14 protein-coding genes are annotated in these 14317 nt (G+C 59.2%); 6 read left to right on the top strand and 8 right to left on the bottom strand.

Annotated elements, in window-relative coordinates; genetic code table 11:
* Nucleotides 1-32: 32 nt before the first annotated feature.
* The 3 genes from ACNFCI_RS06605 to ACNFCI_RS06595 all read right to left on the bottom strand — a co-directional run bounded on the left by ACNFCI_RS06605 (nucleotide 33) and on the right by ACNFCI_RS06595 (nucleotide 2040).
* Nucleotides 33-644 carry a recombinase family protein gene (locus ACNFCI_RS06605; RefSeq protein WP_416767682.1) on the bottom strand — a complete coding sequence of 204 codons (612 nt, stop codon included), beginning with the start codon at nucleotides 642-644 and terminating at the stop codon, nucleotides 33-35.
* A 155-nt stretch (nucleotides 645-799) separates the two neighbouring features.
* Entirely contained in the window at nucleotides 800-1768 is a 969-nt protein-coding gene (locus ACNFCI_RS06600) for a hypothetical protein (protein WP_416767681.1), read from the bottom strand.
* Between the two features lie 50 nt (nucleotides 1769-1818).
* Complete coding sequence (locus ACNFCI_RS06595; protein ID WP_416767679.1) at nucleotides 1819-2040, bottom strand: helix-turn-helix domain-containing protein; 222 nt, start codon at nucleotides 2038-2040, stop codon at nucleotides 1819-1821.
* A 139-nt stretch (nucleotides 2041-2179) separates the two neighbouring features.
* On the opposite strand from ACNFCI_RS06595, the gene ACNFCI_RS06590 reads away from it, so the two are divergent.
* Nucleotides 2180-2488 carry a hypothetical protein gene (locus tag ACNFCI_RS06590; protein WP_340566377.1) on the top strand — a complete coding sequence of 103 codons (309 nt, stop codon included), beginning with the start codon at nucleotides 2180-2182 and terminating at the stop codon, nucleotides 2486-2488.
* A 586-nt stretch (nucleotides 2489-3074) separates the two neighbouring features.
* On the opposite strand, the gene ACNFCI_RS06585 is transcribed toward ACNFCI_RS06590, so the two are convergent.
* Together ACNFCI_RS06585 and ACNFCI_RS06580 are read right to left on the bottom strand one after the other, a co-directional pair.
* Nucleotides 3075-3731, bottom strand: a complete 657-nt coding sequence (locus tag ACNFCI_RS06585) for a hypothetical protein (protein ID WP_232914264.1) — start codon at nucleotides 3729-3731, stop codon at nucleotides 3075-3077.
* 371 nt (nucleotides 3732-4102) lie between these two features.
* On the bottom strand, nucleotides 4103-5395 hold the full coding sequence (locus ACNFCI_RS06580) for a site-specific integrase (RefSeq protein ID WP_416767677.1): 1293 nt from the start codon (nucleotides 5393-5395) through the stop codon (nucleotides 4103-4105).
* Nucleotides 5396-5801: 406 nt separating this feature from the next.
* On the opposite strand from ACNFCI_RS06580, the gene ACNFCI_RS06575 reads away from it, so the two are divergent.
* Both ACNFCI_RS06575 and ACNFCI_RS06570 read left to right on the top strand, forming a co-directional pair.
* Nucleotides 5802-6224, top strand: coding sequence for a hypothetical protein (locus ACNFCI_RS06575; protein ID WP_368829647.1), 423 nt, complete (start codon nucleotides 5802-5804; stop codon nucleotides 6222-6224).
* 17 nt (nucleotides 6225-6241) lie between these two features.
* Complete coding sequence (locus tag ACNFCI_RS06570; protein ID WP_368829646.1) at nucleotides 6242-8176, top strand: hypothetical protein; 1935 nt, start codon at nucleotides 6242-6244, stop codon at nucleotides 8174-8176.
* Between the two features lie 429 nt (nucleotides 8177-8605).
* Here ACNFCI_RS06570 and ACNFCI_RS06565 read toward each other — a convergent pair whose 3' ends face one another.
* Nucleotides 8606-9379 (bottom strand): substrate-binding periplasmic protein, encoded by a 774-nt coding sequence (locus ACNFCI_RS06565; RefSeq protein ID WP_368829645.1) that lies wholly within the window; start codon nucleotides 9377-9379, stop codon nucleotides 8606-8608.
* Nucleotides 9380-9507: 128 nt separating this feature from the next.
* On the opposite strand from ACNFCI_RS06565, the gene dnaX reads away from it, so the two are divergent.
* The 3 genes from dnaX to recR all read left to right on the top strand — a co-directional run bounded on the left by dnaX (nucleotide 9508) and on the right by recR (nucleotide 12800).
* A complete protein-coding gene (dnaX, locus tag ACNFCI_RS06560; RefSeq protein ID WP_368829644.1) occupies nucleotides 9508-11595 on the top strand; it encodes a DNA polymerase III subunit gamma/tau in 2088 nt (695 codons plus the stop codon).
* A 62-nt stretch (nucleotides 11596-11657) separates the two neighbouring features.
* The gene (locus ACNFCI_RS06555) at nucleotides 11658-11993 is read left to right on the top strand and encodes a YbaB/EbfC family nucleoid-associated protein (protein WP_084854642.1); all 336 of its coding nucleotides are present in this window, start codon (nucleotides 11658-11660) and stop codon (nucleotides 11991-11993) included.
* A gap of 204 nt (nucleotides 11994-12197) precedes the next feature.
* On the top strand, nucleotides 12198-12800 hold the full coding sequence (gene recR, locus ACNFCI_RS06550; protein ID WP_084854643.1) for a recombination mediator RecR: 603 nt from the start codon (nucleotides 12198-12200) through the stop codon (nucleotides 12798-12800).
* Nucleotides 12801-12865: 65 nt separating this feature from the next.
* On the opposite strand, the gene ACNFCI_RS06545 is transcribed toward recR, so the two are convergent.
* Both ACNFCI_RS06545 and fnrA read right to left on the bottom strand, forming a co-directional pair.
* A complete protein-coding gene (locus tag ACNFCI_RS06545) occupies nucleotides 12866-13414 on the bottom strand; it encodes an adenine phosphoribosyltransferase (RefSeq protein WP_084854644.1) in 549 nt (182 codons plus the stop codon).
* Between the two features lie 52 nt (nucleotides 13415-13466).
* Nucleotides 13467-14201, bottom strand: coding sequence for a Crp/Fnr family transcriptional regulator FnrA (fnrA, locus tag ACNFCI_RS06540; protein ID WP_084854645.1), 735 nt, complete (start codon nucleotides 14199-14201; stop codon nucleotides 13467-13469).
* Between the last annotated feature and the right edge of the window lie 116 nt (nucleotides 14202-14317).

The following is a 14317-nucleotide window of genomic DNA, read 5'->3' as shown; positions in this document are numbered from 1 at the left end:
GCACTAGGAGTCCGGGTAGGCGGGCTGAAAAATTACATCTTCGCCACACGCTGCACTGTGCTCAGGGCGCAGCCTACAGTGGTAGCTGCCTTGCGAAGACTCATGCCAGAGGACAGGGCGTGCTTGATGCGAGCATGAAGATCCTCATCAGCTTGCCTGCCTTTATATGCACCCATTTCCTTGGCTTTAGCGATGCCTTGGCTCTGACGGCGACGACGATCTTCGTAATCTTTACGAGCTACTACAGCCAGCATATCCAGCAACATGCCATTGACCGCTGCAATCATCCCTTTAGTGAAGTCATCCATGCCGGCAGCAGGCTTCAGAGCTGCATGACTGGTGGCCAGATCGAGCGATACCACAACCACTCTCTTAGCTGCGATGGAGGCTTTCAAGCTTGTCCAGTCATCTGGCGAGAGGCGAGACAGCCTGTCCACTTGCTCAATGAGTATGCAATCCCCTTCGTGGCTGTCCTCTAACAGCTTAAATAGCTCAGGACGATCAAGCTTGGTGCCCGACTCATTCTCAACATAGAAAGCTGCGATCTTCTGTCCATGCTCACTGGCGAAGTCAATCAGCGACTGCTTAGCACGGGTTGCATCCTGCTTGTCGGTGGATGCACGGAGATAGGCCCGAATGAACATGGTAACAATCCTGTATCGTTTTGGATGTACCGATTATGAGTGTACCGATTTGATTGGTCAATACACCTTATATCGGTACATTCGGATATCTGAATCACCGTACCGGCTGATCTATACCCAAATCGGTCGAGGCTCCTCAGTCTCACTCTCTCAGCTTACCCGGTGGCGCGATCATGCAGCTCAAGGCTATGTATCATCCGGGTGTTGATTGGCGATTTGACATATGTGGTATCAGCCCTTCCGAGGATGGCGATTAGAAGTCGGCATACCAGTGCCTGCATTTGCAGGGTGACATTCGTAGGATCTCCATCAGGCTTGTTGCCACCGTAAATTGAGAATCCTAAAGGTTCATCGAAGAATAGGGCTTCGTGCATGGCATCGTTACGGACGGTTGATAGAGACGAAGCTCCTGCTTGACTCATTGCCCATTCGGGTATGGGGATGGCGAATTTTTCACACATCCATTGGATCCGCCGCGCATGAGGCACGTGTAGCTTGGTTTCCTCCTTGACGTCGAGAAGCTTGAAACAGCCATCTAATGCCATGTAGAGGTACTGAAACCGTTCAAAAGGAAGGTTCTGAGGATATTGTGCCAAGAACAAAGCATGAATGACTGCGGCGATTCGCTTAGGGGTACGAGGCGCATCGCGTTCCCGCTCTAAGAAATTGAGTGCCAAATGCACAGCATCGATCAGGTTGCAGCGGTAAAGAGCGAAGTCAACGAGCTTGTGTGGCTTAACGGGAGTCGCATCAAGAAAGCCTGCCTCTGTAGCCGTCAGGCGCATGCCAGTGAATAAGGATAGGCACCAGACTACAAAGTCGAGGTCGTATTGGTTCTCGCTTTTGCTGAGGGTTAAGACATGAGTCTTGGGCAGCCCGAAGACGCGACTGCTATAGGGCATTGGTCGGAGAGTACTGCTTACGAAGTCCAATCGCTTTTGTGGTCCCGGGTAGAGCCAGCCGTTGATGACGTTTGCATCTTCAACGATAGAGGAAACGGTTTCCTCATGGTTGGGAAGCGTTCGGATGGAGAACTGTTCACTCTCGATATCGCAACAGATCGGGTAAAAGCCGAATTCTGTGGCGATTCCGCTGGTTGATGCGTGGACCAGTTTTTCAGTCATGGGTCGGATCGCTCATGGGGCTGAGCCCAGTGTAGCGTCAATCCAAGTGACTACAGGCCTTCAAGCAGCTCAGACAGGGACAGGCCAAGGCCGTCAGCAAGCACTTTGGCAGCTTCAAGACTAGGGTTGGCAGTACCGGTTTCGATGCGAGACATGTAGGTGCGGACAAAGCCGCATTTGTCTGCAAATGCTTCTTGGCTGAAGCCTTGGCTGCTGCGTAGGTTTCGGATTCGTTGGCCAAAGGCCTTTCGTAGGTGTTGGTTTGTCTGCATCCCAGCATGATGGTTGGATGCACCCTGATCGTGAACACACTGATCGATGACACTCCAAATGGTGACACACTAACTGATACAATCACCTCAGTCCCCTTACGCCGGGGAAGCGAACGCCTAGCCCTGAGAGACCAACGAAATGAACGAAAAACTGTTCGTGCTGACCAGCCGCAAGAAAAAGACAAATCACATCCTGCACCTGATCCTGACCGTTCTGACAGGAGGGCTTTGGTTGATCGTGTGGGGCATCACAATGCGAAGCAACGAGGGTCAGAACAAGAAGATCGATAGGGAGATCGACCAGATCATGCACTACAAGTCTCAGGGCTTGAGCGATGCTGCCACGCACCAGCAGATCAAGACAGACAAGCTGAATGCTGATGTGCTTCAAGGAAGGGTGATTTTCGTTGTGTTGGTGGTAGTGTTCCTGTACTTCTACCTACGGTAGATGCTGCGCACCTTCAGCGGAGCGTCAAAGCAAATTCCTTGATCAGCTCCGCTGGGCGTTTGCACCGAAAGCGGCAAGCTTTCAGTGATTGCACTGTGTATGACCGTAGGTCAGGATCGTGGACACCTAACGGTGTAGAGGGGGTGAAACAACCAAAACCCCCAACCTACTAATCCGTACTATCCACAGCTGACGCTGTCCCTGTGCACAACATCCGATCCGCAGGACTGAGTTTTGCACAATCAGAGCGTAGCTCTAGTGGCTGCTCGCAGTCTTGTTGTCCAACCATGTTATTGGTTGGTTGGACTAGTACGCTTGGTTGTTAGGGTCAGCTAAAAATGATATCTGTTTTCATTTGGGATAACTTTGTGGTTTGTTGTCCCGGTGTACGACCCATTGCTTGCGCAATAGGGGAAGGGGGGAGTACCTGAGTCAAAATCTACCCAGTGCAGAACTTTCTGCCCGAGAGTAGCCCTTGGGTAATGCGAGAAGATTCCTATCTATAATAAGAGTTCTTGAGATCCCTTGATTTTCTTGGCTTGCAAGGCATTTCTTGCGTAACTTTTCTAAAAAATCTACGCATGTGCTACGCAGCAACATTGAAAAAAGCACCACTCTGCATTGCAGATTCCGGTCTTGAAGGCAGCCCGTCTGTAGGGCGATACCAATCTTGAACGTACCGATCGCGAGCCTTGTCCGATCCTCTGAAAATCAATCGAGGGTTGATGGCAAGCTTGATCTCACCAGTGCGGATATTACCGCTTCGCGAGGTGGTGACGCGCAACAGGTTCGCCCCCGTCAGCACGTTCAATTTCTTCATCAGGTTTGATTCTTTAGTACCCAGTGCAAGCGCCAAATCGGCTTGCGTGGTGTAAATGACATTACGGTAAAGTACAAGTTGATGCAGTGCTTCCAGCAACCGCTGTTGAGGCAGCGTGACCCGGCAATCAACTCCAGTGCGAGACCACTCGCCCCTGCAGTGATCCACTGTATCTCTCAAACTGTGCAGAGTGTGGTCTGGCAGCTTGCGTCGATCAACGAATTTCAAATGGTGGTGAAAATCATCCATGCTTCGACAGTCGCGGAGGCTTGGTTGATGGTCGACAGAGCTGGAAAGTACTGATGGTTTATCATCGTAACCATGAATCTCCCCTGTGAGCTTGTCTATTACGAGACCGTCAACAGTGATCAGGTTTGTCGAGATGGTGGTGCTGGGGGAGTTTGAGGCGAGCGGGTACATCATGGGATTGGTCTCCTTTTCAAGTTAATCGCATAGGCATTCCTCTCAGGTTGTGCCGGTTGGGGTATTGGTAAATCGCAGGCGTTAAAAAGCCCCCTTGCAAGGCACCAATTCGGTGGTCGCGGTGGAGGCTTCTAAATTTTTTGTCTACCTACTGGGTAGGGGAGAATCATACTCTTTAGCAGGCTCATCTGTCAACTAATAATACTTGACAGGACGGATTTCCCGAAAAACCAATTTCAGGGAGAGAAACGCCTTTTGCTTAGTTCAGACCTCCCTTTTGCCCCGTAAACATTGGGTTTGGCGTGAAAGGCGGCTGGATATCATCCCGCTCAAGGGAAGGTTTACCGAGGTTATTGGTGGGTTATTCGAGGTTATTTGATGTGCTTCATGGCCTCGATCATCGCCTTGATTGGCGTCCTGCTGCCGTAGATGCCAAAGGTCACGGAGCTATCTTCATGACCCACCATCCGCTTGATCAGTGAGTCTTGCACGCCAGCATCACGCAGGTCATCGATGAAGGTGTGGCGGAAGCTGTGGAAGGTTTTGCGCGGGTCGGTGATGCCGAGTTTCGTCTTGTAGCGTCCAAACCATTTAGATGCCGCGTGACCTCGTTTACCGCGTACTGCTTCAAGCTCGGGGAACAGGCGATCAGCTCCATCTGTCCTCACCGATTCAGCGTACTGCAACAATCCCAGCTCAATCAGTGAAGGGTGCAGGGGAAGTACTCGGCGGCTGCTGGCATTCTTAAGGTTCTGGCCTTCACGGCTGTCGTCGATGCGGATGCACTGGACGCCCTGTTGCTCAATGAAGTCATCGACACGCAGTTGGCACAGTTCTTCCAGTCGTGCCCCAGTGGTTCGCCCAAGGAGTGGCAGCCAGTAACGCCACGGGTGTTTTCGGGCTTCTCTTCGCAGTGCATCGTGGTTCAGCAGGACAACTAAGTCATGTCGCTCAAAGGACAACCGAGCTTCCTTCGCTGATCCTGTCATGACCTTCATACCCGCAAGCGGGTTTTCTGCCACGTACCCGTTCGCCTTGCACCAGTTGAGGAAGGCAGTGAGCTTGCGTAGCCGATTGTTCACTGTGACAGCAGTAATGGTCTTGTAGGTGGTACCTGACTCAATCACCTGCTTCAGCGTCTTGCCCTTGAACTCAGGTCGTAAGCCGAAGTATTGCGGGCATAGGCTGAGCCGTTCCTTTAGCAGGCGTGCTTGTTGTACATCGAAGGCTTTGGCGGGCATATCGCCTAGCAGCTCGAAAAGATCAGCTAAAGCTCGCTCGACTTCCTCGGTGCTGCCCTGTCGCCATGTGCCGCCGCGTTTGCCTTCTTCTATATAGAGTTTGGACAGGGTGGCGAGGGTAGGGCCGTCGCTTTGTGGCTTCGCTGTGGCCGCTGTAGCTCTTCGTGGTGCAGCCATCGTGATTGGCTTAGGGGTAGAGTCTCGCCACTGCGTACACAGTGCACGCAGCGTCTCAGAGGTTGTCAGAGGATGTTCAGTTAGGTGGCAAAGCACTTGATGAGCTAAGGAGCTGGCAAGGTACAAGGCTGCCTGCCGCTCTCGCACTCGTAGGGATATGCGAAGGGTATGACGGCTGGGAAATAGGTGCTTTGGTAGTCGAAGGTTGAGGTAATAGATGGACTGGCGGCGGACAATGTATGCCATGAGTGAACACCAGAGTGGACCAGTAAAGTGGACCAATTGAGTGGAACAAATCTGGCCACACCCCAAGCTTTGAGCGCCTGTGCATAGTATCCGCATGGATAGAGTTTTTACGACCGCATCAACCTGAAACCCTTGTGCCATAAGGCTTGCAACGATTACCCTGCATGCCTGAATGCTACCCGGTCAGGCCCGGAAGGGAGCAGCCATAGCGGGAACATCGTGTGCCGGGGTGTGGCTGGTGGGGCCGCCTCCATTTTTGGCCGCTGCCAAGCCGTTTCATCCTTCCGACCTTGCTCTGTACCCAGCCGTCAACGCCTGGTAATACCGCGCACCTTTCTCCCGCCCCTTCGCGAGCCTTATCATGCAAGGCATTCCGCCAGTCCGTTTTGGCCGCGAGGTAACGACCATGGACCACATAGACGACCAGACCCGCCACAAGATCCGTGAGTGGCAGGTGCGCCGCCTGGAGATCAAGGACCTGATGGCTGCCCACCCCGAGCGGGTGCTGGAGCTGACCAAGGTGCTTGACCAGATGGAAGAAGAGCACGAGCGCATACTGGGCGAGGCCGAGGTGGTGAGCAGCGACAAGCCTGTTGTGACGAGCCCCGGTGGGTTCGAGCTGCAGCTGCGGGTTTCGGCCGGCAACGCCCGGCACCTGCGCAAGCTGCTGGAAATGGCGCTGTACGAGCTCGACGACGTGATCGAGGCCGACGGCGAGGCGGGCGCTGGCCAGGTGCGGGAATACCCGGGCGGGATGAGCGGCAGCCTTGGGGCCTATGAGTACGCATTGCAGGTGGCGGCTGGTGCCGAGCCGTGCGCTGTTGAATGATTTTGGCGTGAGCGCGTATGCAACCTGAACACTACGATTTCACCCGTCCGGTGTTCCTGCCGGTGACCGCAGAGGCCTGCCAAGGCCTGCTCGATGCACCTGGGCTGCCTGCGTTTGAGGCTCTGGACGATCCGCAGTTGGCTGCGGTGCTGGTCATCCAGCATCTTGCCGATGTCAAAGGGCAGGTGCTCGACCCGGCAGCTGCCGAAAAAGTGCTGGCCAAGCTGCTGGCCTGGGCGGTCGATGGGCGTCATTCGCCGGGCGTCGGGCTGCTGTCGGAAGCGCGTCGGTTGTTCGATGCGCGCAAGCTGTACTTCGGCCTCGAAGTCATGAAGGGGTCGAAGCTGCATCTGTTACCGGCGGACGAAGTCGATGCGCGCGATTATCTGTTGCCCGATGGCAAGTGGGATTTCGAATTCAAGGTCCGTCGGCACCTGAACAACAACCCGTTCCGCCAGCAGGCCATCATCGGCATGAACAAGGAGCGATGGCTCACCGATGCGCAGGACAAGCTGGTCCGGGTGGTGCGGGCCAACCCGGAGGAGGACCTGCATGTGCAAGGGTATGCAGGCATCGGCAAGAGCTATCTGCTCGGCGCCTTGATCGACTGCCTGCCAGCAGGCCGGGTACTGCCGTTGGCGCGTACCACCGGGAAGCTCCAAACCCTGCGCCGCCGCCTTGGTGTGCAGGCCGACAGCAAGCGCGGCAAGACCTTCGGCGAGTTCGCCCAGGAGCTGCTGCAAGGTGCACGACGGCCTGCGGCCAAGCCGGCCCGGTTGCCGCGCAAACGCGCCCTGGCCGAGGAGCTGGGGATTCTCGGTGTTCGCCAATACGGGCCGGAGAAGGCGCTGGAGATCTGCCTGGAGGTGCTGAAGGCCTACTGCGAATCGTGGGACTACAGCATCACTGCCCGGCACCTGCCGTTCTTCGAGCAGCCCTTGTCGAATGTCGACAGCCGCGTCCTGCTCGAATATGCAAGCCGCCTGTGGACGTACTTGCAGGCCAACCCTGCGTGGGACAGCCACAGCGGTTTTGCGCCACTGTTGCTGGTCAAGCGCGCGAGCCTGGCCGGCTGCAGCGTGCCAGCGCACTACAGCCATGTGATCATCGACGAGAGCCAGGACGTGCCGGCGTCGCTGCTGCAGATCATCGAGCGTGGTCGCCAGGTGCTGATTACCCTGGGCGACGAATACCAGCGTGCCTGGGGCCCAGGTCTGCGCAGGCAGCGCGAGGTACGCCAGCGCGAGATTGCCTTCTCCGTGCGCAGTGGGCCCCAGGTCGAGCGTTTGATCAACCCGCTGATCAGCGTGCATTCGCAGAAGTCCAAGCTCGCCTTCGAGGGCGCCGGCAGCGCCGAGGTCGGGATCGAGTTCTATCCGCAAGGGTTCGTGCCGCCGGTCGGGTGCGTGGTGTTGACGGCCTCGCACTGGGACACCATGAAATGGGCCATGGAGCTGGCGGGCAAGCGTTGCGCGCTTGGCTTTGCCGAACAGTCGGGCATGCCGGCCTTCATGGAGACCGCAGTCAAGCTCTTTCGCGGCGAGCATGATGGCGATACCTCGCACCCGTATTTTGCCCATAGCGCCGACTGGCGCCAGGTACAAGATGCTCACCGTTACGACGCGTCGTTCCTCTGGGTGCAGGCCCGGCTGCAGGAAAGCTTCAGGATGGCCGACCTGAATGCGCTCAAGGCGCAGGTGACCGGCCAGACGGGCAGCGTCATGCTGATGCTGGCCGAGGATGCCGGGGGGCTGGAGTTCGATCACGTGCTGCTGACGCCAGAGCTGATGAGCACCGAGCCGTTCAAGGATGCCTATGCATTCGACGCTCGGGTCTGCGCGGTGTATATCGCCTTGTCGCGCGCCCGTCGGCAGCTGTACCTGCCCTACGATGTGCAGGAGTGGGTGGCCTATCACAAGGGCCAGCCGTTCCGGGAGTCTCACGGTTATTGAAGGGGGACTGTACCGGCCCAATCGCGGGGCAAGCCCGCTCCCACATGACCCTGCACGTCGTAGCCTATGGTCGATAACCCAACCTTGTCGGGCTGCGAACACCGACCCTGTGGGAGCGGGCTTGTCCCGCGATTGGGCCGGCGGGCTAACACTTGCGCACCTACTTCCCTGTCCGCGTGTTGAACATGCTGTGTATGGTCTCGGGTATTGCGTAGGAGTTGCCTTGCAGTAGGACCGGAGATTTCCGGCATCTACGTAGGAAATTAATCCTTATTATCCAAGCTCATCACAAGAACAAGCGGAGACGCAAACATGCAGATGAGCACAATGAAACAAGAAGAGCTGACCCCGCTTCAGGGGGTTGCCATCGGGCTTGTCGTGTTGGGGATCATCATTTTTCTGAGCGCTATTGCGCTTGCGTAGCGAGGCTCATCGATCGATGGCCTGGCGGGACGCGGCTGGTTGTATCGCAGGTGCGCCGTAGCGCTGGACGATCCGGTCGATCTGCCCTGACCGCTTCATGCGTGCCAGCGCCTCGAGGATGGGCCGGGTAGGAATAGCCGGGTCGTCGCGGACCATGCAGTGCAGGTCCTGTTCCTCCAGCACGGCCAGGGCCGGCAGTTGCCCGGCGGGCGGCTGCTGGCGGTTGAACCAGTGCAGGGAGAGCGCATTGCTCACGGCATGGCGATAGCGCCCGGCCTGCAGTTTCTGCAAGACCAGCAGCTGGTTGCGGCTGTCTTCGCGGTGCAACTTGCCTTGGGCGAACAGGCCCTCCAGGGCAGGGTAGCTGTACCCCAGCACGGTGCCCACCGGTTGTTGCACCAGCTGGTCTGCCTGGGTGGGGCGGTGCGTGCCAGGGCTGCCGACCAGCAGGTCGCTCTGGCGAAGCAGGGGTACGCTCCACACGAAGTTGGCGAAGCGTTCGCTGAACCATTGGGGCGTGACGTAGCAGCGTACATCGATATCGCCGTTGTCCATGGCCTGCTTGAGCCGCAGACGGGCCATCAGGTGATAGCGTGGGCGCACGCCTGCTTCGCGGGCCAGGGCCTGCATCAGGTCGAACAGGATGCCTTCGACCGGCTGACCCTGCTCCAGGCGGATCAGCGGCATGCTCCAGCTTTCGGCCACGGAAAAACGCAGCACCGGCTGCTGCGCCAGGCTGTGGCTGGCCCAGAATATGAGGATGAGCAGGACTCGCCGCACGTCAATCCTCCCTGATCGCTGCCAGAGCGTGCCTGTTCATAGCGTAGACGAGTTCGGCAGGGTGCAATTTTGCCCCCGCTCCGCTAGCATTAGCGATCTTCCGCTCGTTCAGGTTGCGATGGTTTTTGATGAGTTATCAGGTTCTTGCACGTAAATGGCGCCCGCGCTCGTTCCGCGAAATGGTCGGCCAGACCCATGTGCTCAAGGCTTTGATCAACGCCCTGGACAACCAGCGCCTGCACCATGCCTATCTGTTCACCGGTACCCGCGGCGTGGGCAAGACCACCATCGCGCGTATCATCGCCAAGTGCCTGAACTGCGAGACCGGCATCACTTCCACGCCGTGCGGCACCTGCTCGGTGTGCCGAGAGATCGACGAAGGCCGCTTCGTCGACCTGATCGAGATCGACGCCGCGAGCCGCACCAAGGTCGAAGACACCCGCGAGCTGCTCGACAACGTGCAGTACGCCCCTAGCCGTGGGCGCTTCAAGGTCTACCTGATCGACGAAGTGCACATGCTCTCGACCCACTCGTTCAACGCCTTGCTCAAGACGCTGGAAGAGCCGCCACCCTACGTCAAGTTCATCCTGGCCACCACCGACCCACAGAAGCTGCCGGCCACCATCCTCTCGCGCTGCCTGCAGTTCTCCCTGAAGAACATGAGCCCGGAGCGGGTGGTCGAGCACCTGAGCCATGTGCTCGGCGCCGAGAACGTGCCCTTCGAGGAAGATGCCCTGTGGCTGCTCGGCCGCGCGGCTGATGGCTCGATGCGCGATGCCATGAGCCTGACCGACCAGGCTATTGCCTTCGGCGAAGGCAAGGTCTTGGCCGCGGACGTACGGGCGATGCTCGGTACCCTCGACCATGGGCAGGTCTATGGCGTGCTCCAGGCCTTGCTCGAAGGCGATGCCCGGGCACTGCTCGAAGCGGTGCGCAACCTGGCCGAGCAGGGCCCGGACTGGAACGGCGTGCTGGCCGAGATGCTCAACGTGCTGCACCGCGTTGCCATCGCCCAGGCGTTGCCCGAGGCTGTCGACAACGGCCAGGGCGATCGCGACCGGGTGCTGGCCTTGGCTTCGGCACTGCCGGCCGAAGATGTGCAGTTCTATTACCAGATGGGCCTGATCGGTCGTCGCGACCTGCCACTGGCGCCGGACCCACGCGGTGGCTTCGAGATGGTCCTGCTGCGAATGCTTGCCTTCCGCCCGGCGGATGCCGACGATGCACCGAAGCCGGTACTAAAGCCGGTAGGGATCAGCCAGGCCACAGCTGATCCGGCAACACCGGTGGCAGCCGCGGAGCCTGCCGTCGAACCGGTTGTCGCCGTCGAGCCGGAGCCCACCGCTGCACCTGCGGACGTACCGGCCGTGGCCGACCCCGTCGTCGAGCCTGTCGAGGCGTTGCAACAGGCGGCTGAACCCGCTCCGCCCGCGCATCCTGAGCGCGACCCCGAGCCTGAGGTACAGGCCGAGGTCCACGCGCCAGAGCCGCAGGTGGAGGAGGTCATCGACCTGCCATGGGAGGCGCCTGTTGCCCCGCAAGCACCTGTCGCTGCGACGCCTGCCCCTGAGCCGGTACCTGCACCAGAGCCGAGCGTGGAGCAATCGAACGACGACGAGCCGCCGTTCGACCCGTCTGCGTACGGCCCTGTCGGTATGGACCGGGACGATGAGCCTCCGCTGGACGAGGACTACTACACACCGGACAGCGACCCGGCAGCCTTCAGCTACCTGGACGAGCTGGCCGAGCATGTACATGAGGCCGAGCCGGCCAAGGCGCCGGAGCCACTGCCAGCGGCCAAGCCCGCCACGGGCCTGGCCTTGCAATGGCTGGAATTATTCCCGCAGTTGCCTGTGTCGGGCATGACAGGCAACATCGCCGCGAACTGCACGCTGATCGCCGCTGAGGGCGATGATTGGCTGCTGCACCTGGATCCGGCCCAGGGCGCGCTGTTCAATTCGACCCAGCAGCGGCGTCTGAACGAAGCGCTCAACCAGCACCTGGGGCGTACCCTGCGTTTGAAGATCGAGCTGATCCGGCCGGAGCAGGAGACGCCAGCCCAGGCTGCCGCGCGCAAGCGTGCCGAGCGTCAGCGTGACGCAGAAGTGTCGATCGAGCAGGACCCGCTCATCCAGCAGATGATCCGGCAGTTCGGTGCGACGGTGCGGCAGGATACTATTGAGCCTGTACAGGCCCTGGCCAGCCAGGACGAATAACGGATAACCATGCGCCCGGCGCTGCGTCGGCCGCATCACATGAACCAATCGAGGTGTACCCCATGATGAAAGGTGGCATGGCCGGCCTGATGAAGCAGGCCCAGCAAATGCAGGAAAAGATGCAGAAAATGCAGGAAGAGCTGGCCAACGCCGAAGTCACCGGCCAGTCTGGTGGCGGCCTGGTGAGCGTGGTGATGACCGGTCGTCACGACGTCAAGCGCGTCAGCATCGACCAGAGCCTGATGTCGACCGAAGAGGACGACAAGGAAGTACTGGAAGACCTGATCGCGGCGGCGCTGAACGACGCCGTACGCAAGGTCGAGCAGAACAGCCAGGAGAAGATGGGCAGCATGACCGCTGGCATGCAACTGCCGCCTGGCTTCAAGATGCCGTTCTGATGCGTTGCCGGTGTTGACCGGCTGCCTATCGAAGCCGCTACCGATTATCGGGGCGGCTTTTTTTATAGCAGGGGATAGGATTACAGATTACGTGGGCGCTGGATCTTCGCACCACTACGCCACGCGAATCATACCCGCGTCCATTTGACGTGAATGACCCTGATGGGTATAAACCGCCTCCTATTGATCTGTCAGGCCTTTCCCATGAGCTTCAGCCCCCTGATCCGCCAACTGATCGACGCCCTGCGCACCTTGCCCGGCGTCGGCCAGAAAACCGCCCAGCGCATGGCCCTGCAGCTGCTCGAGCGCGACCGCAGCGGCGGTCTGCGCCTGGCACAGGCCCTTAGCCAGGCCATGGAAGGCGTCGGCCACTGCCGCCAATGCCGCACCCTGACCGAGCAGGAGTTGTGCCCCCAGTGCGCCGATACTCGTCGCGACGACACCCAGCTGTGCGTGGTCGAAGGCCCGATGGACGTATATGCGGTGGAGCAGACCGGGTACCGCGGTCGCTATTTCGTGCTCAAGGGGCACCTGTCACCCCTGGATGGCCTGGGCCCAGAGGCCATCGGCATTCCGCAGCTGATGGCACGGATCGAAGCGCAGGGTACTTTCAGTGAGGTGATCCTGGCCACCAACCCCACCGTTGAAGGGGAGGCGACCGCCCACTACATCGCCCAGCTGCTGGCCGAGAAAGGCCTGACCGCCTCGCGGATCGCCCACGGCGTGCCGCTGGGAGGGGAGCTGGAGATGGTGGATGGCGGAACCTTGGCCCATGCATTCGCAGGGCGTAAACCCATTTCCCTGTAGGCCGAGGGCCTTGTAGGCGCGGGCGTGCCCCCGCGATTGGGGCCGCAAAGCGGCCCCGATGCACCTCAATATTCGCTGAGCGAAAACTCGGTCAGGCAGAAGGTCGGCACCCCGGCCGCCTGCAGGCGACGCGAACCTTCCAGTTCCGGCAGGTCGATGATCGCCGCTGCCTCGAACACTTCGGCGCCGGTACGCCGCACCAGGTTGGCAGCCGCCAGCAGGGTACCGCCGGTGGCGATCAGGTCATCGAAGATCAACACCGAATCGCCCTCGCACAGGCTGTCGGCATGCACTTCCAGGAAGGCTTCGCCGTATTCGGTCTGGTAGGCCTCCGACAGCACGTCGGCCGGTAGCTTGCCTTGTTTGCGGAACAGGATCAGCGGCTTGTTCAACTGGTGGGCAATGATAGAGCCGATCAGGAAGCCCCGGGCATCCATGGCACCGATGTGGCTGAACTCGGCCTCGACGTAGCGCTCGATGAACTGGTCGGCGACGTAGCGCAGCCCACGGGGCGACTGGAACAGCGGGGTGATGTCGCGGAAGATCACGCCCGGCTTGGGAAAGTCCGGGACCGGGCGGATCAGGGCTTTGAGGTCGAAGGTATCGCAGTGCATGTGGCTTTCCTGGAAAACGGATGCGCCAGTATACCTTGCCGGGGAGGCTTGTTCAGGCTTCCATCGCACCACCCGCCAGCGCGCACAGCTGGATCGGGTCGAGGATGTGCACTTCCTTGCCTTCGGCTTTGATCAAGCCATTGTGCTGGAAGCGGGTAAAGACCCGTGACACGGTTTCCACCGCCAGGCCCAGGTAGTTGCCGATCTCGTTGCGCGACATGCTCAGGCGGAACTGGTTGGCCGAGTAGCCGCGGGCGCGGAAGCGTGCGGAGAGGTTGACCAGGAAAGTGGCGATGCGCTCATCGGCAGTCTTCTTCGACAGCAGCAGCATCATCTGCTGGTCATCGCGGATCTCGCGGCTCATCACACGCATCAACTGGCGACGCAGTTGCGGCAGTTGTACCGACAACTCGTCCAGGCGCTCGAACGGAATCTCGCAGACCGAGGTGGTCTCTTGTGCCTGGGCCGATACCGGGTATGCCTCGGTGTCCATGCCGGACAGGCCGACCAGTTCGCTGGGCAGGTGGAAGCCGGTGATCTGCTCTTCGCCGCTGTCGCTCAGGCTGAAGGTTTTCAGGGCGCCGGAGCGCACCGCATAGACCGAGCCGAAATTGTCACCCTGGCGGAACAGGAATTCCCCTTTCTTCAGCGGGCGGCCGCGCTTGACGATCTCATCCAGTGCGTCCATGTCCTCCAGATTGAGGGACAGGGGCAGGCACAGGGGCGCCAGGCTGCAATCCTTGCAGTGGGCCTGGTTGTGAGGGCGCAGTTTGACTGGCTCGGACATTTCAATCGATCCTTGTGGGAAAGCACACATAAGCTGTAAGGGTAACTCACAGCGTGGGGTGTAGGCCAGCATGCGCTATTTTTGGTGCGCGCTGGCCAGGCCGTGGCGTAGGGCTA

Source organism: Pseudomonas sp. NY15356 (assembly GCF_048068175.1).
Classification (GTDB): Bacteria; Pseudomonadota; Gammaproteobacteria; order Pseudomonadales; family Pseudomonadaceae; genus Aquipseudomonas; species Aquipseudomonas putida_K.
Note: the sequence above shows the minus strand (reverse complement) of the source record. Positions and strands in the feature narration are given on the sequence as shown.